Raw genomic sequence first — 17380 nt, 5'->3', positions numbered from 1 at the left:
TGAAAGATTCGTTACGGGTGCGCGACCTAGCGAAATTGCGCAAGGAACCGCAAGTCGTTGTCGAAGAACAGGCGCAAATCGTTGACGCCGTAACGCAGCATGGCCAGACGCTCGGCACCCATGCCGAAGGCGAAGCCCTGGAACTCTTCCGGATCAATGCCGGACATGCGCAGCACGTTCGGGTGAACCATGCCGCAACCCATGACTTCCAGCCAACCGGTCTGCTTGCACACGCGGCAACCTTTACCGCTGCACATTACGCACTGGATGTCGACTTCAGCCGAAGGCTCGGTGAAGGGGAAGAAGGACGGACGGAAGCGTACCGCCAGTTCCTTTTCGAAGAACACCCGCAGGAACTCTTCGATGGTGCCTTTGAGATCGGCGAAATTGATGTCGCGATCAATCAGCAGGCCTTCGACCTGGTGAAACATCGGCGAGTGGGTCAGGTCCGAGTCGCAGCGATAAACGCGACCTGGGCAAACAATGCGGATTGGCGGCTGGCTGGACTCCATGGTCCGCACCTGCACCGGCGAGGTGTGGGTACGCAGCAGCATGTTGGCATTGAAGTAGAAGGTGTCATGCATTGCCCGAGCCGGGTGGTGGCCGGGAATATTGAGCGCTTCGAAGTTGTGGTAGTCGTCTTCGACCTCAGGGCCTTCGGCAATGCCGTAGCCGATGTGGGTGAAGAACTGCTCGATGCGCTCCAGCGTGCGGGTGATTGGATGCAGACCGCCTGAGGTCTGGCCACGGCCCGGCAGGGTCACATCAATGCATTCGGCAGCCAGACGAGCGCTGAGTTCGGCCTCTTCGAAAGCAGCCTTGCGCGCGTTGAGCACCTCGGTGACGCGTTCCTTGGCGTCGTTGATCAGCGCGCCAACTTTCGGCCGCTCTTCGGCAGGCATGTTGCCCAGGGTCTTCATCACCTGAGTCAGTTCGCCTTTCTTGCCAAGGAATTGAACCCGGATCTGTTCCAGGGCATTGATGTCTTCAGCGCGTTCCACGGCCTCCAGGGCTTGGGAGACCAGCGCGTCCAGGTTTTCCATGTACAGACTCCAGATACAAAATAGGGGAAGAGCGCAGGCTCTTCCCCTATTAAGACGTTAACACCTGGCGCCGGAAATGACGCCGGGTGATTGTCGGGGTACTTAAGCCAGCGAGGCTTTAGCTTTCTCGACAATCGCAGCAAACGCCGCTTTTTCGTTCACTGCCAGATCAGCCAGAACCTTACGGTCGATTTCGATCGACGCTTTTTTCAGGCCAGCGATCAGGCGGCTGTAGGACAGACCGTTGATACGCGCACCAGCGTTGATACGAGCGATCCACAGAGCGCGGAACTGACGTTTTTTCTGACGACGGTCGCGGTAGGCGTATTGGCCTGCCTTGATGACCGCTTGCTTGGCAACACGGAATACGCGCGAGCGTGCGCCGTAGTAGCCTTTAGCCAGTTTCAGAATTTTCTTGTGACGCTTACGAGCGATGACGCCACGCTTTACACGAGCCATGAGTAACTTCCTCTATCTAGAACCAAAAATTAACGAAGGCGCAGCATGCGCTCGACTTTTGCCACGTCCGACGGGTGCAGCAAGCTGCTACCACGAAGTTGACGCTTACGCTTGGTCGACATTTTGGTCAGGATGTGGCTCTTGAAAGCGTGTTTGTGCTTGATGCCGTTAGCCGTTTTCAAGAAACGCTTGGCTGCACCGCTTTTGGTTTTCATTTTTGGCATGTTCGGATACTCCGCATTCAGTTGATAAACATAACCGCAAGGCCTGCCGTGCCCTGGTGGTTATTTCTTTTTCTTGGGGGCGATGACCATCAAAAGCTGGCGTCCTTCCATCTTCGGATGCTGTTCGACGGTTCCGTATTCGGCCAGATCAGCTTCGATCCGCTTCAACAGTTCCATACCCAGCTCCTGGTGGGCCATCTCACGACCACGGAATCTCAGAGAGATTTTGGTCTTGTCCCCATCACTAAGGAAACGTACCAGGTTGCGTAGTTTTACCTGGTAATCCCCTTCCTCCGTCCCTGGACGAAACTTGATTTCTTTGATCTGGATGACTTTCTGGTTCTTCTTCGCCGCGGCCTGTTGCTTCTTCTTTTCGAACAGGCTCTTGCCGTAATCCATGACTTTGCAGACAGGAGGTACGGCATCAGCAGAAATTTCTACCAGATCCAGCTTCGCTTCTTCAGCGATACGAAGCGCTTCACCAATCGAGACGATGCCCAACTGCTCGCCGTCAACGCCAATTAACCGAACCTCGAGTGCCGAGATATTCTCGTTGATCGGGGCCTTCGGTACAGCTCGTTTGTCTTGTCTCATATCACGCTTAATAATAATTACTCCGAATCTTGGCGACCACGCCGGGAAACCGCTTGCGCGAGCAAGTCCGCGAACTCGGCGACGGGCATTGAGCCCAGGTCAGCACCTTCACGGGTACGCACAGCGACAGTTTGCGTTTCGACTTCCCGATCCCCGATAACTAGGAGATAAGGAACCTTGAGCAAGGTATACTCGCGGATCTTAAAGCCAATTTTCTCATTTCTCAAGTCGGACTTGGCACGGAAACCGCTTTCGGCCAGAGTTTTTTCCACTTGTTGAGCAAATTCGGCTTGTTTGTCGGTGATATTCATCACCACCGCCTGAGTTGGCGCCAGCCAGGCCGGGAACGCACCTTCGTAGTGCTCGATCAGAATTCCGACGAAGCGCTCGAACGAACCGAGGATGGCACGGTGCAACATGACGGGATGCTTGCGGCCGTTATCTTCGGATACGAACTCTGCGCCCAGGCGAATCGGCAGGTTGAAGTCGAGCTGCAGGGTACCACACTGCCAGACACGACCGAGGCAATCCTTGAGCGAGAATTCAATTTTCGGGCCGTAGAACGCGCCTTCGCCCGGCTGCAGGTCATATGGCAGACCAGCGCTGTCAAGCGCGGACGCCAACGCCGCTTCGGCGCGATCCCAGAGTTCATCAGAGCCGACACGCTTTTCAGGGCGAGTGGAAAGCTTCATCACCACGTCGGTAAAGCCGAAGTCGGCGTAGACATCCATGGTCAGCTTGATGAACGCCGCAGATTCAGACTGCATCTGTTCTTCAGTGCAGAAGATGTGCGCATCGTCCTGGGTAAAGCCACGCACGCGCATGATGCCATGCAGGGCACCCGACGGCTCGTTGCGGTGGCAAGCACCGAATTCGGCCAGACGCAGGGGCAACTCGCGGTAGCTCTTCAGGCCCTGATTGAACACCTGCACGTGGCAAGGGCAGTTCATCGGCTTGATGGCGTAGTCGCGGTTTTCCGACTGAGTGGTGAACATATTGTCGGCGTAGTTGGCCCAGTGACCAGACTTCTCCCACAACGAACGGTCGACAACCTGCGGGGTCTTGATCTCGAGGTAGCCGTTGTCGCGTTGCACCTTGCGCATGTACTGCTCGAGCACCTGGTACAGCGTCCAACCGTTAGGGTGCCAGAACACCATGCCCGGCGCTTCTTCCTGAAGGTGGAACAGCCCCAGGCGCTTGCCGATTTTACGGTGATCGCGTTTTTCCGCTTCTTCGATGCGCTGAATGTAGGCAGCCAGCTGCTTTTTGTCGGCCCAGGCAGTGCCATAGACGCGCTGCAACTGCTCGTTCTTGGCATCGCCGCGCCAGTAGGCACCGGACAGCTTGGTCAGCTTGAACGACTTGAGGAAGCGGGTGTTCGGCACGTGCGGACCGCGGCACATGTCGACATATTCTTCGTGGTAGTACAGGCCCATGGCCTGTTCATCCGGCATGTCTTCGACCAGGCGCAGTTTGTAGTCCTCACCGCGAGCCTTGAAGACCTCGATTACCTCGGCGCGCGGGGTAACTTTTTTGATGACATCGTAGTCGGTGTCGATCAGCTGCTGCATACGCTGCTCGATGGCAGCCATGTCTTCAGGCGTGAAAGGACGTTCGTAGGCGATGTCGTAGTAGAAGCCTTCGTCGATGACCGGACCGATAACCATTTTGGCGGTCGGGTACAACTGCTTGACTGCGTGGCCAACCAGGTGGGCGCACGAGTGACGGATAATCTCCAGCCCCTCTTCGTCCTTGGGTGTAATGATTTGCAGCTTGGCGTCGTGTTCGATCAGATCACTGGCATCTACCAGCTTGCCGTCGACCTTGCCGGCTACGGTGGCCTTGGCCAAGCCTGCACCAATGGATGCGGCGACTTCGGCTACGGACACGGCCTTGTCGAACGAACGTTGACTGCCATCGGGAAGAGTAATGATGGGCATGGCGCCTCCTCTCCTAGTGGTGACCCCTACCAAAGGTCACGTGGGTTGGGATGAGCCAGTACAAGATCCGCCCCTGTCTTTGCACAAGCAAAGCCTGCCTCACAGTGGCAGAAGCCCGAAAGCCTGTCAGGGAACGAACCAGAGTGACTGGAATAAAAAGAGAATTGCAAGCCACAAGCCGTAGGTAAAAGCTGGCGGCAATTTCAAGCTAGGCATGCTAGCACAAAGCTTAGCGGCGACTGAGGGGAACTTGAGGGGAAATTTTCCGCTCAGAGTTTCTGAAGCGACCTACTCTTGTGAAACTAGACCCCAAGGAGTGTTTGGCTATGCGACTTCCGTCTTTTCTGGCCCTGGCGGCTGCTTCTGCCCTGTTACTGCCGATGGGCGCCAATGCCGGCCAGCTACCTGCCGATTACCAGGCATCCTGTGTGGCTCAGGCACAGAAGCAAGGCCTGACCCAGGACAAAGCCCAAATGCACTGCAAATGCGCCGGAGACGTGCTCGAAAAAAACCTTAGCGATGAAGAGATCAAGGACCTCGACACCCTGCAGGATGGCGTAGATGCAAGCGTAATGAAGCGCGCGCAAGAAAAAGTCGCAGCGGTCTGCGGCCCGAAAAAATAGGCCTTTGGCCGGATAATCCATCGCTAAATTGCTCCAGATCAGCAATCTGCGAAGGTAAAAGGGGCTACAAGCCCATATTTATACTATGATGGTCGCGTGCACCCTGTTGGCCTCGGCAACACCGCACTACCGAAAATCATGTTTCCTGGAGATACACCCATGTCTAATCGCCAAACCGGCACCGTAAAATGGTTCAACGATGAGAAAGGCTTCGGCTTCATCACTCCACAAGGTGGCGGCGACGACCTGTTCGTTCACTTCAAGGCTATCGAATCTGACGGTTTCAAAAGCCTGAAAGAAGGCCAGACCGTTTCCTTCGTTGCCGAAAAAGGCCAGAAGGGCATGCAGGCTGCACAAGTTCGTCCAGAGTAAGCTCTGACCGAATAAAAAAACCCGTCCACGTGACGGGTTTTTTTGTGCCTGCGGGAAACCGAAATCAGCCGCAGTTAACGCTGATAACCACACCCTGGGCATTGGTGTGCAAATTCAGGCGCTCGGAGCGGTAGTCCATGGTCATGACATCATTCGGGCCAAGCGCATGTGCCATTTGCGATCCGCTGGCCTTGCGCGCTTGCTCGACCAAAGCTGGCGTTGCTTGCTTGCCGACGGCGAATTCGGCGCCGCTTGCCTGACAGCGGCCGTCGTTGTTCGCCACCGCAGCCTCCGGGGTCTTGGACGACGAACCGCCAGTACTGCAACCGGCCAATACGGCAACTGCTACCAGGCTCATCAGTGATGCACGGAACATGAATCCTCCTTAAAAAACGGAATGCTGCTGCCTCTGTGACAGCCTCGCTGATTTTTCGTTGCAAAACCCGTCAAGTCTGCCTGAGCCAGCGCGCTCAGGTAAAAACCTAATCGTCACGGAATTTTGCACAAAGTGCCTTGGCACTCAGTACAGGTCAATGTAATCACTCGCCGGTTTTGGCCAGTTGCTGCTCAAAACGTTGAACACCTGCAACACCCAGCGCTCATCTGCTGCCGCCTGCTCCCCCACGCAGCCTGAACCGGCCGCCCAGGTTTCCAGACGAAAGGCCAGGCCATCCAGATCACGTCCACCTACAACCTGTGACAGCCAGGCAATGCCATCGCGGCTGACCCGCAACTGGTTGTGTACCGCATTGCTACCGGCAGCAAGCATGTAGCGTACCGTCTCGATGGTGAACTGTTCGGGGTTGCTCAAATCGATCTGCACAGCACTGTTCCGCCAAGCTGAAAACCGTTAGTTTGCCACGCCCCCGCGCTTATGCCTAAGTCGCAGTGCCTTGAGCACGCTGGACATGCTCTACTGCAACCTTGGGCGGAGAGCAGTCACGCCTCCCTCTTCAAACGCCAGGGCCCGGCATTTGAACCCACAGCGCGCAGTTATTTTTTGGAAATGCTCATGACAAGCCACATCATCGATGCCGACATCAAGGTCAAGTGGGCCGAAGGCCAAAGCGCCTATAGCCCCGCCAGCGCTGAGGAACTGATGCTGATTGCCATTGACCTATTGGTCAAAGACCTGGGCAATGAGGCCGCGCGCAGTTTCGTCGACCAGGTGTTCGAACGCTACTCGCACACTACTCCAGACGTGCAAGCCGTGTACTGAGCAGATCAAAAAAGCCCTGAGCATCTGCACTGTCGATCCACATGACATTGGCCGGCTGCGCAAGGACGCCGTGCCAGTCTGCAATTGTCTGGCCATAGGTCATGCCTTCGCGGCTGTCCACCTGCATGTAAATCCGTCGCCCGCTGAACAACGCCGGTTTGATCAGGTAGGCGATCACGCTGGCGTCGTGCACGGGGCCACCCTCAACGCCGTAGCGCTGCATATCGGCCCTGACGTAGGCATCAAGAATGCCCACCACCCGCTTGCCGGCCTGATTGTCGACCGCCGCCAACTGTTTGAGCCGTGCATCACTGGTCAGCACCCTATGGGTCACATCCAGTGGCAGATAGGTCAACTTGACCCCGCTGCTCAGCACCACTTCAGCGGCCTCCGGATCGGCAAACAGATTGAATTCAGCCACAGGCGTGATGTTGCCACCATTGAAATGGGCCCCTCCCATTACAATCACTTCCTTGATGCCTTGGACTATCTCCGGGGCCTGGATCAGGGCCAGCGCCAGATTGGTTTGCGGGCCGAGCATAGCCACGGTCATGCTGTGGGGTTCGGCGTTACTCAACGTCTGGACCAAGTATTCAATTGCACTGCCTGTGGCCAAGCCTTGAGTGGGCTCATGTACGGCAACACCCGGCAAACCCTCCTCGCCATGGATATCAGCGGCGTAGATCGGCGTGCGAAGCAATGGCCTGGTCGCACCTGCGTAAATGGCAATGTCCTCTCGCCCTCCCCACTCCCTGGCCAACCTTGCATTGCGCGAGGTCTTTTCCAGGCGCACGTTGCCAGCAACCGTCGTTATAGCGTGAATGTTCAGTTCTTCAGGTGAAGCCATGGCCAACAGCAAGGCCACCACATCGTCAGCACCCGGGTCGGTATCGATGATCAAATCGATGGGCGCAGTGTGCCCTGCACCTTCCGACAAAATGGACATCAATAGAACTCCTTGTGGTTAACGTCTAGCGGCGTGAAGCAAGTCAACGAATTCATTAAGCGTTAAAATGTGACGCCGGCAATCAAAGCGATATTGCTATAGGACTGGCACTCCCCGCTACGCACCATTGCGCGAGCGCCGCAGCAAAGCTGCTTGAACTCGGCATGACTGAGTCGAGTTCTCGCACCGAGCTGAGCACGGGCATGACATTGCTCAACGGTGATCAAGGCAGGTGGATTGGCTGCGAACATTTCATCGGCGAGCACATGGCTCTCCACCTGCATCTCGCACAATACCGCACGCAGGACACTGGCAAAATCTGGAGTGCCTGGGGTCAACGCAAGATCGATCAGCTCGACACCGGGTGGCACTGGCAAACCGGCATCACCAATGACCAGAATATCGCCGTGCCCCAGCGAGGCGATGAGCCGCGACAAAGCAATGTTGAGCAGCGGCGTCTTTTTCATGGCTGCACCTCGCCCAGATAAGGAATTGAAGGCTGGGCGCCGGCACGGGTTACCGACAGGGCTGCGGCACGCTGACCAAACGCAATCGCCTCATCCTCCTCCACTCCACGCGCTAGTGCAGCGGCGAAACCACCCACAAACGTGTCACCAGCCGCCGTGGTATCCACTGGTTGCACTGTCGGCGCTGCAAAGTGCTGCACCCCTTGGGCACTGGCGAACAACGCCCCTTGGGCACCCAGCGTGATGATCACGTTTTTTACCCCACGTTTGCGCAGGTGACTGGCCGCAAATTCCGCGCTGGCCAGATCGGTTACCGGCAGGCCGGTCAGCGCCTGCGCTTCGCTTTCATTGGGAATCAGGTAATCGATTGAAGCGTACCAACTCGGCGGTAAGGGGCCCGTGCACGGCGCAGGGTTGAGAATCACTGTTTTACCCAGTTCACGGCCACGCTCAAGGGTGTAGGCCACTGTTTGCGAGGGCACTTCCAGTTGGCAGATGATGACTTCGGCATCCAGCAGCAAGTCATCGAAAGCCTGCACCGATTGTGGCTGCAACTGACCATTGCCCCCCGGGATGATAACGATGGCGTTCTGGCTACTGGCATCCACCACAATCAATGCCAGCCCGCTGGAAACACCGGAGCACACCGCCACTGCGCGACAATCGACCTGCTCATCGAGCAGGGCCTGGCGCAGTTGCTGGCCATAGGCGTCGTCACCAACATTGCCGATCATCGCAACCGAAGCACCCAGTCGAGCGGCCGCCACCGCCTGATTGGCGCCCTTGCCACCCGGCACGGTAGCAAAGGATTCACCCGCCAGGGTTTCGCCAGCGCGCGGCAACCGCTCGGCGCGGGCCACCAGGTCCATATTGAGACTTCCAACCACCACCACTTTGGCGTGCATAGGCGCTCCGACCTCAGCGGTAATCATTGAAGAGGTCTGGGCGGGGTGCCGTGGACTCACGCAACACGATCTTGGGCTCAACGATGCGTTGCTCCGGCTCGCCCCGCAAAGGCTGGGCAATGCGCGACAACAACAGTGAAGCCGCGCTCTCGCCCAGCTCACGAATCGATTGCCCCACAGTGGTGAGCGCTGGGAAGACATAGCGACTCAACTGGATGTCATCGAAGCCAATGACCGAGAGCTCACCGGGCACACAAATATTGCGTTCTGCTGCAGCACGCAGCACACCGATGCCGATCATGTCGTTGCCAGCAAAAATCGCCGTAGGCCGGCGCCCATCGAGCAGTTGCGCAGCCGCCGCGTAGCCTCCCAGGCTAGTGAAATCACTGCTGACGACATGCTCGTCATTCACCTTAACTTCTGCCTCGGCCAACGCGCGCTGAAACCCGGCCAGACGCAACTGCGCCGTACTGGTGCTGGCCGGGCCGCCGATACAGGCAATGTCGCGATGCCCCAGCTCCAGCAAATGGCGAGTGGCCAGATAAGCACCCAACTCGTGGTCGATACGCACCAGATCTGCTTCAACCCCCTCCAGCTCGCGGTCGACGATAACCATCGGCGTGCGCACGTTGGCCAGGCTACCTTGCAAGTCGCTGTCTTCGCCCACGGACGCCACAATCAGGCCATCGATGCGCTTCTCCAGCAACACGCGCAGGTAGCTGCGTTGTTTTTGCGGGTTGTCGTCAGAGTTGCACAGAATCACGCAATAGCCGTTTCGCTCGCAGGCATCCTCGATACCGCGGGCAAGCTCGGCAAAATACGGGTTGACGCTATTGGGCACCAACAAGCCAATCGTCGCCGTGCTGCGCGCCTTCAGCGAACGAGCCACCGCACTGGGCACGTAGTCGAGCTCAGCGATGGCCGCCTCGACTTTGAGGCGTACAGGCTCGCTGACCGGTCGGGTTTTATTCAGTACATGGGACACTGTGGTATAGGAAATACCCGCCAGCGCCGCGACATCTTTGATAGTTGCCATGAGTCAGTTCCGCCGGCTACTGCGCCGGCTACGATAGGTGTCGAGGACCACGGCGATAACGATTACCGCCCCGGTAATAATGCGTTTGGTTGGCTCCGATGCGCCGATCTGGGCCAGGCCTGCGGCCAGCACAGAGATAATCAATACGCCAAAGAACGTGCTGATCACTGAGCCGCGCCCGCCCATCAAACTGGTCCCGCCGATCACCACAGCGGCAATGACCTGAAGCTCAAGGCCAGAGCCAGCATTGGGGTCTGCGGCCTCCAGGCGGGAAATCTGGAACAGAGCGGCAAGGCCGGCCAGCAAGCCCATCAGCGAAAACACCAGGACCTTGTAGGGGCGCGGGTCGATGCCGGCCAGGCGTACGGCCTCTTCATTGGTGCCGATGCCTATCAGGTAGCGCCCGAACACCGTGCGCGTCAGTACCAGCTGGGCAACGACGATCACCAGCAAGGCGATGATGAACGACGGTGATATTCCGAACGCCCAAGGATTGGAGAGCCAAGCGAAAGCGTCGCCAATATAGGCGGTACGCGAATCGGTCAATTGGTAGGCCAGGCCCCTGGCCATTTCCAGTACGCCCAGGGAAACGATAAAGGATGGAATACGCCAGGCGACTGTAATTGAACCGGTGATACTCCCTGTCAGCGCTGCCACGGCCATACCCAGCAACGCAGCCGGCAGCACGCTCCAGCCCCACCCCAGCATGGCGACACTGACTGCCGAGGCTGCCAGGGCCAATACCGATCCGACCGATAGATCGATGCCGCCAATGATCAGCACGAAGGTCATGCCAACCGCCAGCACCATCAAATCGGGAATCTGGTTGGCCAATGTGCTGAAGGTAGCGTGGGAGAGAAAGTGGCTGCTCAGGAACGAAAACAGCACAATCATCGCCAGCAACGCACCGGCCAACCCCAAGTATGTGCCCAGGCCGTAATAACTACCGCTACGTTTGCCAGGAGGCGCGGTATCCAATGGCGTGGTCTTCATGTGTCTGTCCTGGGCGCTGCCTCATGCAGCAGCGCATCACGTTTCTGATAGCCGGCAAAGGCCGCGGCCAGTAATTGATCCTGAGTCCAGGTTTCGCGCTCGAAGGTATCGACAAGCCGTCCGGCACTGAGCACACCGATACGGTCGCAGATCAGCATCAACTCACGCAGGTCACTGGAAACCACCACCAATGCCTTACCCTGGCGCGCCAGGTCAGCCAGCAAGCCGTAGATATCGAATTTGGCACCGACGTCGATGCCGCGGGTAGGCTCGTCAAACAACAGCACCGAGCAATCACGTTCCAGCCAGCGACCAATCACCACCTTCTGCTGGTTTCCCCCCGACAACTCACCCACCAGCTGTCCCGGACCAGAGCTACGGATGCGCATGGCGGCGATCTGACGCTGCGCCAAGTCATGCTCGGCATTGCGATCAAGTATTCCCGCCCGGGAAATCGCCGGCATGTTGCCCAAGGCAATATTGCTGCTGATTGACTGCGACAGCAGCAACCCCTCGCCTTTACGGTCTTCGGTAATCAAGACAATGCCTTCGCGCACGGCCGATGCGGGCGAACTTATTTGCACGGCACGCAAAGGATTGCCCACCTCGATAGTGCCAATGTCGGCGCGGTCGGCACCATAGATCAAACGTAGTAATTCGGTACGACCTGCACCGATCAGCCCTGAAATGCCAAAAATTTCGCCACTGCGCACCTCGAAAGACACGTCGCGGACTTTGTCAGCTCTACCCAGGCCGCTGACCTTGAGCAGCGATGCACCGATGTGGCGCTGGCCCAGGTCGATATGCTCGGCCAATTCACGTCCCACCATCAGGTTGACCAGTTCGCCGCTGCTGTAACGTGCCATCGGCTCGAGGCATACCAGCCGACCATCGCGCAGCACGGCAATCCGCTGAGCGATTCGCTTGAGCTCTTCGAGGCGATGAGAGATGTAAACGATGGCCACGCCCCGTTGCTGCAGGCGATCGATCTGAGTGAACAGCAACTCGACCTCGCGCGCGGTGAGCATGGCGGTGGGCTCATCGAAAATGAGCACGCGGCATTCACCGATCAGGTTGCGGGCAATTTCCACCATTTGCTGATGGCCGATACCCAACTCGCCAACCGGGGTATCTGGATCGATAGCATCCAAGCCGACTTGTGCCATCGCAGCCTGAGCCATTTGGTGCAGACGCTTGCGGCTGATCCAACCGGCACGGCTAGGCAGGTTGTCGAGAAACAGGTTCTCGGCCACGCTCAGCGTCGGCAGCAGATTGAGCTCCTGCATGACCATGCGCACGCCCAGACGCTCGGCGGCGGCGCGACTGCCGGGCAGATAAGGCTGGCCTTGATAGCTCATGTACCCGGTGCTGGGCGTTTCCAGACCACCGATGATTTTCGACAAAGTACTTTTGCCCGCGCCATTCTCGCCAGTGAGGGCCAGCACTTCACCTCGACGCAGGCTCAGGCTGACATCGCCCAGCACCGGCTGAGCGTAGGTTTTGCCTATTGCACTGACCGAAAGCACTACCTGCGCAGTCGCTGACATTAGCTGTTCTCCTGACGCCTGCCATAGGCAGGCGCTTGCAGTGCGACTACTTGTGGGTGATCAGCTCGACTGGGGTCTGGATGACGTTGTCAGCATCTACTTCTGGCTTTTCGCCCTTGAGCATCTTCAACGCGGCTTCAATACCGAACACTGCCTGTTTGGCCGCGTACTGATCAGCGGTCGCAAGCACCCGACCATCCTTGAGCATAGGCTTGATGGCGTTGATATTGTCGTAGCCGACGACTTGCACCTGGCCAGCCTTGCCCGCTGCCCGTACCGCCGAAACCGCGCCTAACGCCATGCTGTCGTTGCCAGCCAGCAGCGCTTTGATTTCAGGGTGGGCATTTAGCATGGAGGCCGCAACGGCATTGCCCTTGGCAATTTCCCAATCGCCCGACTGCACCGAAACGACCTTGATTTGCGCCGCCTCCATCGCCTCCTTGAAACCAGCGGTGCGCTGCTGAGCATTGGTAGTGGTCGAGACACCTTCGATGATGCCGACTTCCTCGCCAGCCTTGAGCTTTTCCTTGGCCAAGTACTCGCCCACCAGACGTGCGCCCTTGCGGTTGTCAGGACCAACAAAAGGGACGTTGAGGTTTTTGCTCTTGAGGATTTCAGGGTCGAGGCGGTTGTCGATGTTGACCACGGTGATGCCCGCGTCCATGGCTTTCTTGACCACAGGTACGAGCGCCTTGGAATCGGCAGGTGCGATAACCAGGGCATTGACTCCAGAAACGATCATCTGTTCGACAATGCGAATCTGATTGCCTGAGTCGGTCTCATCCTTGATGCCGTTGGACACAAGATCAAATTCACTGGCGTGCTCCTTCTGGTAGGCCTTGGCTCCGTCTTCCATGGTGAGGAAGAACTCATTGGCAAGGGACTTCATGACCAGCGCAACCTTGGGCTTCTCCTGCGCCATGGCCGAGGAAAGAGGCATTGCCAGGGACAGCGAAGACATTACGGCGAGCGCCAAAAGGCGTCCTGCGAACGGCAGCTTCATTGAATTCACTCCGAATCTTATAGTTATTTATCGGGTCGCAAACGTTTGCGTTAACTCACTATGGGAATGCAACCAGACTTTGTCAAATTCGCTACCGTCAATGCCTTGGAAGTTGCCCGTAAGAATTATCATCAAAATGCTCGGAAAACCGAACCCCCAAAAATGGAACATTCGGTTTATCGAACAGGAAAAACCCTCATGGACTCCTTTTTCTTTCAAAAAAACTAGATATATCAGTTAGTTGATCGCTTAATCCGACGAACGGCAGACTTGGCCCGCTTTCTGCTCCCTCCTGCGAGTTACACAGCGAACTCCACTCATAAGAGAGATCAATAATGAAAGCTGCGCTTAACTCCTTCGTTCCAGGGGCATTGGCCCTGCTGCTGTTACTGCCCGCAGGCGTCAACGCCAAAGAAGTCGAGAACCAACAGAAACTGGCCAATGTGGTCATTCTCGCCACCGGGGGCACCATCGCAGGTGCCGGCGCCAGCGCCGCCAACAGCGCGACTTACCAAGCCGCCAAGCTGGGCGTGGACAAGCTGATTGCCGGTGTTCCGGAGCTGGCAAACCTTGCCAATGTGCGCGGCGAACAGGTGATGCAGATCGCCTCCGAAAGCATCAGCAACGACAACCTGCTGCAACTGGGTAAGCGCGTCGCCGAGCTTGCCGACAGTAAAGATGTCGACGGCATCGTCATCACCCACGGTACCGATACCCTGGAAGAGACTGCCTACTTCCTCAACCTGGTAGAAAAAACCGACAAGCCAATCGTCGTTGTCGGCTCCATGCGCCCCGGTACGGCCATGTCTGCCGACGGTATGCTCAACCTCTACAACGCCGTAGCCGTAGCCAGCAACAAAGAGTCGCGCGGTAAAGGCGTGCTGGTCACCATGAACGACGAAATCCAGTCGGGCCGTGACGTCAGCAAGACCGTCAACATCAAGACCGAAGCATTCAAGAGTCCATGGGGCCCACTTGGCATGGTGGTTGAAGGCAAATCTTATTGGTTCCGCCTGCCAGCCAAGCGTCACACCGTGGATTCCGAATTCGATATCAAGAAAATCAGCAGCCTGCCTGCGGTAGACATCGCCTATGGTTACGGCAACGTTACTGACACCGCTTACAAAGCGCTGGCACAGGGTGGCGCTAAAGCAATCATCCATGCCGGCACCGGCAACGGCTCAGTATCTTCCCGCGTGGTGCCTGCACTGCAAGAGCTACGCAAGGAAGGCGTGCAAATCATTCGCTCCTCGCATGTGAACGCCGGCGGCTTCGTATTGCGCAACGCCGAACAGCCTGACGACAAGAACGACTGGGTGGTAGCCCACGACCTCAACCCACAGAAAGCCCGGATTCTGGCAATGGTCGCCTTGACCAAGACCCAGGACAGCAAAGAGCTGCAGCGGATTTTCTGGGAGTACTGAGTTTCGCTTCCAAGCGCTTGCCCCTCCTGTAGGACGGGGCAAGCACTCCCCCACCAACCCTATGCATAAATACTTTAAACAGACCGCAGCAAAGTGCGCGGTTTGCGGTCTCATGCGCTCTTTTACTGACGAGCTGTTGCGAAATTGCTTACAGTAAAATACTGTACGCACATACAGCTAAATAAGGAACGTTTCGTGGCCACCACTTCCGCCCCTGCCAGCAGTTACGAGCAACTGGGCATCCGCATCCAGAAAATCATCAACGCACCGACCGCACAGAAAGCGCGAGCCGCACTGATCTTTCGCCTGGAGCATGAATCCCCCGACGATTGGGCGACCCTGCTTGAGGAAATCGCTGAGAACGACAACGTCACCCTCGCCTACCGCGATGACGGTGGCGTGCAGATTTTCTGGGTTGTGCCAAAGGAAGATTGAACCCGCATGAGAGTTTCGTTTTTTGCAGTCGCTTGCCTACTGTTCAGCTTCACCAATGCCCACGCCGACGCACCCCGCACTTTCAGCGAAGCCAAAAAAATTGCCTGGCGCTTATACGCACCGCAGTCCACCGAGTTCTACTGTGGCTGCAAATACAACGGCAACAGGGTCGACCTCGCCGCGTGCGGGTACATTCCGCGCAAGAATGCCAACCGCGCCTCGCGCATCGAATGGGAGCATATCGTTCCTGCCTGGCAGATCGGCCACCAGCGCCAGTGCTGGCAAAGTGGCGGGCGCAAGAACTGCACACGCAATGACAAAGTGTTCCAGCGTGCCGAGGCCGACCTGCACAATCTGGTACCAAGTATTGGTGAGGTAAACGGCGATCGCAGCAACTTCAGCTTCGGCTGGCTGCCCGAACAACGCGGACAATATGGATCATGCCTGACCCAAGTGGATTTCAAGGCCAAGAAGGTCATGCCGCGGCCATCGATTCGCGGGATGATCGCGCGCACCTACTTTTATATGAGCAAGCAGTACAGCCTCAAACTGTCCAAGCAAGACCGCCAACTCTATGAAGCCTGGAACAAGACCTACCCGCCGCAACCCTGGGAACGCCAGCGCAATCAGCGAGTGGCCTGCGTGATGGGACACGGCAATGAGTTCGTCGGCCCGGTAAACCTCAGCGCTTGCGGTTGAGCATCAGGCCAGCGCCTGCAAATAGGCGCTGGCCTGATGGTAACGAGCCAGACGAGCCAGGTCTTCGGGGCTGGGAGAGGCAATGCGTGATAGATCACTGTTGTCGGCAAGATCAGCAAGTTTCACTACGCGCGCCAACGGGTCGTCGCCTACGCGGATAACGAAAGCCTCATAGCTTTCCTCATCTCGACGACTCAGTGCCTGCACCGCGGCGAGGATCTTGAGAGTAAAGCCTTCGCGAGCAAGGTCCGGCAACGTCATCGAAGAATCCTCGAGCACATCGTGTAGCACCGCGACAATGCGTTGCTCGACTGTCGAGACCTGCAACATGACCCGCAGCGGATGCAGAATATAGGCAGCACCGCCTTTGTCCTGCTGCCCCTCATGCGCCCTCGCTGCCACCGCAATTGCCCGCTCCAGCGTAGACATAAGCCCTCCTGCTCAATGCTCGCGCGGCTTATGGCGCGCCTTACTGTGGACGTTGTTCAGCCAGTCCTCATGCATAGCATAGTCAAGCAATTGTCCTTCGACATCAAAGTCATGGCGCAGGTAAAGCGTGAGCGCCGGTTGTTTGTCGGCGCCTGCAGTCGATTCGACAGGTTGCAGGGTTATGGCGGGGGACGATTCCTTCATCACAGCTCTCCTTGCGTAGAGCTGTGAGTGTACGGGGCCCGGGAAGGCTGTGGCTAGCGTGGTGCGTCGTGCTGGATAACGATCGAGTCGGTGCCCAGACGTGCCATTACATCAGCCTGCCGCGCTTGGGCTTCAGCCTTGCTCGGGAACGGACCCAGCAAAACCACTGGCTTGCCGTCGCGGTACACCACTGACGAAGGGATCTGCTTTTCGATCAGGCGGGCAGTCATGTCGCTCAAGGCACCCATGTTCGCACCCTGGACGATTTCGACGTCCCAACCTTCAGGCGCAGGCTTGTCTGCCACGGCTTCGGCGCTGCGCTGCAGCTCGGCGCCACCACAGGCTTCGCGAATGCGCAGGTTGCTACCCTTGTCGGCGAGAACGATCTCGTAGCCCTCGGTTTGCTTGAAAGCCACATAGCTGCGGTAGGGCAAAAAAGTTCCGGCGTCGTCTTTACTGCGCACCTGACCGCAGATGGTACCCTGTTTGTCGATTCGCACGTTGCCGAACTTGGCCGTCTTGGGGTTGGGCAACTGCTCGGCAATCTGCTTGTGCACGCCTTCGACTGCATTTTCGCAGCCGGCCAGAGCCAGAACTGCCATTACCATCGCCACTTTGCGCACGCGTTTATCTCCTGGATACAAGCGGCGGATTTTAACATTGGCGGCAAGGCCAAAGGTTACAATCGGCGGCCTGATGAAAGCAAAAAGGGCGATCCTTTCGGATCGCCCTTCTTGTCGAGATTTGGTAGGCACAATTGGACTCGAACCAACGACCCCCACCATGTCAAGGTGGTGCTCTAACCAACTGAGCTATGT

The 17380-nt window shown here is 57.3% G+C and carries 23 protein-coding genes; 6 read left to right on the top strand and 17 right to left on the bottom strand.

What is annotated here, in order from left to right; all coding sequences use genetic code 11:
* Window positions 1–26 precede the first annotated feature (26 nt).
* The 5 genes from pheS to thrS all read right to left on the bottom strand — a co-directional run bounded on the left by pheS (window position 27) and on the right by thrS (window position 4260).
* Window positions 27–1043, bottom strand: coding sequence for a phenylalanine--tRNA ligase subunit alpha (gene pheS, locus V0R60_RS24370; RefSeq protein ID WP_028941672.1), 1017 nt, complete (start codon window positions 1041–1043; stop codon window positions 27–29).
* A gap of 102 nt (window positions 1044–1145) precedes the next feature.
* Window positions 1146–1502, bottom strand: a complete 357-nt coding sequence (gene rplT / locus V0R60_RS24365; protein ID WP_010222414.1) for a 50S ribosomal protein L20 — start codon at window positions 1500–1502, stop codon at window positions 1146–1148.
* Between the two features lie 29 nt (window positions 1503–1531).
* Window positions 1532–1726 (bottom strand): 50S ribosomal protein L35, encoded by a 195-nt coding sequence (gene rpmI / locus V0R60_RS24360; RefSeq protein WP_002553160.1) that lies wholly within the window; start codon window positions 1724–1726, stop codon window positions 1532–1534.
* Between the two features lie 60 nt (window positions 1727–1786).
* Entirely contained in the window at window positions 1787–2338 is a 552-nt protein-coding gene (gene infC, locus V0R60_RS24355; protein ID WP_178084210.1) for a translation initiation factor IF-3, read from the bottom strand.
* A complete protein-coding gene (thrS, locus tag V0R60_RS24350) occupies window positions 2338–4260 on the bottom strand; it encodes a threonine--tRNA ligase (RefSeq protein ID WP_330079496.1) in 1923 nt (640 codons plus the stop codon). Before thrS ends, infC begins: the two co-directional genes overlap by 1 nt.
* 326 nt (window positions 4261–4586) lie before the next feature.
* Between thrS and V0R60_RS24345 the strand changes: the two genes are divergently transcribed.
* Both V0R60_RS24345 and V0R60_RS24340 read left to right on the top strand, forming a co-directional pair.
* On the top strand, window positions 4587–4883 hold the full coding sequence (locus V0R60_RS24345) for a hypothetical protein (protein WP_136475526.1): 297 nt from the start codon (window positions 4587–4589) through the stop codon (window positions 4881–4883).
* A gap of 159 nt (window positions 4884–5042) precedes the next feature.
* Window positions 5043–5255, top strand: a complete 213-nt coding sequence (locus tag V0R60_RS24340) for a cold-shock protein (RefSeq protein ID WP_003179963.1) — start codon at window positions 5043–5045, stop codon at window positions 5253–5255.
* A gap of 64 nt (window positions 5256–5319) precedes the next feature.
* Here V0R60_RS24340 and V0R60_RS24335 read toward each other — a convergent pair whose 3' ends face one another.
* Together V0R60_RS24335 and V0R60_RS24330 are read right to left on the bottom strand one after the other, a co-directional pair.
* A complete protein-coding gene (locus V0R60_RS24335) occupies window positions 5320–5631 on the bottom strand; it encodes an I78 family peptidase inhibitor (protein WP_136475525.1) in 312 nt (103 codons plus the stop codon).
* A gap of 144 nt (window positions 5632–5775) precedes the next feature.
* On the bottom strand, window positions 5776–6078 hold the full coding sequence (locus V0R60_RS24330) for a hypothetical protein (protein ID WP_136475524.1): 303 nt from the start codon (window positions 6076–6078) through the stop codon (window positions 5776–5778).
* 189 nt (window positions 6079–6267) lie between these two features.
* On the opposite strand from V0R60_RS24330, the gene V0R60_RS24325 reads away from it, so the two are divergent.
* Window positions 6268–6474, top strand: a complete 207-nt coding sequence (locus V0R60_RS24325; protein ID WP_136475523.1) for a hypothetical protein — start codon at window positions 6268–6270, stop codon at window positions 6472–6474.
* On the opposite strand, the gene V0R60_RS24320 is transcribed toward V0R60_RS24325, so the two are convergent.
* From V0R60_RS24320 to V0R60_RS24290, 7 genes are all read right to left on the bottom strand, one after another.
* Window positions 6446–7420, bottom strand: a complete 975-nt coding sequence (locus V0R60_RS24320) for a nucleoside hydrolase (RefSeq protein ID WP_136475522.1) — start codon at window positions 7418–7420, stop codon at window positions 6446–6448. The two genes, V0R60_RS24325 and V0R60_RS24320, sit on opposite strands and share 29 nt — an antisense overlap.
* 62 nt (window positions 7421–7482) lie before the next feature.
* Complete coding sequence (gene rbsD / locus V0R60_RS24315) at window positions 7483–7887, bottom strand: D-ribose pyranase (RefSeq protein ID WP_330079495.1); 405 nt, start codon at window positions 7885–7887, stop codon at window positions 7483–7485.
* Entirely contained in the window at window positions 7884–8792 is a 909-nt protein-coding gene (rbsK, locus tag V0R60_RS24310; RefSeq protein WP_330079494.1) for a ribokinase, read from the bottom strand. Before rbsK ends, rbsD begins: the two co-directional genes overlap by 4 nt.
* A gap of 13 nt (window positions 8793–8805) precedes the next feature.
* Window positions 8806–9828: a LacI family DNA-binding transcriptional regulator gene (locus V0R60_RS24305; protein WP_136475519.1), complete on the bottom strand. Its 1023-nt coding sequence runs from the start codon at window positions 9826–9828 to the stop codon at window positions 8806–8808.
* Window positions 9829–9831: 3 nt separating this feature from the next.
* A complete protein-coding gene (locus V0R60_RS24300; RefSeq protein WP_330079493.1) occupies window positions 9832–10821 on the bottom strand; it encodes an ABC transporter permease in 990 nt (329 codons plus the stop codon).
* Window positions 10818–12368, bottom strand: a complete 1551-nt coding sequence (locus V0R60_RS24295) for a sugar ABC transporter ATP-binding protein (RefSeq protein ID WP_330079492.1) — start codon at window positions 12366–12368, stop codon at window positions 10818–10820. Before V0R60_RS24295 ends, V0R60_RS24300 begins: the two co-directional genes overlap by 4 nt.
* A 46-nt stretch (window positions 12369–12414) precedes the next feature.
* The gene (locus V0R60_RS24290) at window positions 12415–13371 is read right to left on the bottom strand and encodes a sugar ABC transporter substrate-binding protein (protein WP_136475516.1); all 957 of its coding nucleotides are present in this window, start codon (window positions 13369–13371) and stop codon (window positions 12415–12417) included.
* Window positions 13372–13706: 335 nt separating this feature from the next.
* Here V0R60_RS24290 and V0R60_RS24285 point away from each other — a divergent pair, with 335 nt between their 5' ends.
* The 3 genes from V0R60_RS24285 (at window position 13707) to V0R60_RS24275 (ending at window position 15929) form a co-directional block, all read left to right on the top strand.
* Window positions 13707–14795 carry an asparaginase gene (locus V0R60_RS24285; protein WP_136475515.1) on the top strand — a complete coding sequence of 363 codons (1089 nt, stop codon included), beginning with the start codon at window positions 13707–13709 and terminating at the stop codon, window positions 14793–14795.
* A 144-nt stretch (window positions 14796–14939) separates the two neighbouring features.
* On the top strand, window positions 14940–15230 hold the full coding sequence (locus V0R60_RS24280) for a DUF1654 domain-containing protein (protein WP_136475514.1): 291 nt from the start codon (window positions 14940–14942) through the stop codon (window positions 15228–15230).
* A 6-nt stretch (window positions 15231–15236) separates the two neighbouring features.
* Window positions 15237–15929 carry an endonuclease I family protein gene (locus tag V0R60_RS24275; protein ID WP_330079491.1) on the top strand — a complete coding sequence of 231 codons (693 nt, stop codon included), beginning with the start codon at window positions 15237–15239 and terminating at the stop codon, window positions 15927–15929.
* A gap of 3 nt (window positions 15930–15932) precedes the next feature.
* Here the strand turns inward: V0R60_RS24275 and V0R60_RS24270 are convergent, their stop codons facing one another.
* From V0R60_RS24270 to V0R60_RS24260, 3 genes are read right to left on the bottom strand one after another with little or no spacing between them, the layout of a single operon-like run.
* A complete protein-coding gene (locus V0R60_RS24270) occupies window positions 15933–16358 on the bottom strand; it encodes a bifunctional (p)ppGpp synthetase/guanosine-3',5'-bis(diphosphate) 3'-pyrophosphohydrolase (RefSeq protein ID WP_136475512.1) in 426 nt (141 codons plus the stop codon).
* Between the two features lie 12 nt (window positions 16359–16370).
* The gene (locus tag V0R60_RS24265) at window positions 16371–16562 is read right to left on the bottom strand and encodes a hypothetical protein (protein ID WP_330079490.1); all 192 of its coding nucleotides are present in this window, start codon (window positions 16560–16562) and stop codon (window positions 16371–16373) included.
* Between the two features lie 53 nt (window positions 16563–16615).
* Window positions 16616–17185 (bottom strand): SPOR domain-containing protein, encoded by a 570-nt coding sequence (locus V0R60_RS24260; RefSeq protein ID WP_136475510.1) that lies wholly within the window; start codon window positions 17183–17185, stop codon window positions 16616–16618.
* Window positions 17186–17380: the final 195 nt, after the last annotated feature.

Origin of the sequence: Pseudomonas auratipiscis (assembly GCF_036324085.1) — a bacterium.
In the GTDB taxonomy this organism is placed as follows: domain Bacteria; phylum Pseudomonadota; class Gammaproteobacteria; order Pseudomonadales; family Pseudomonadaceae; genus Aquipseudomonas; species Aquipseudomonas auratipiscis.
The sequence above is the reverse complement of the archived record's forward strand: the minus strand, read 5'-3'. Positions and strand labels throughout refer to the sequence as shown.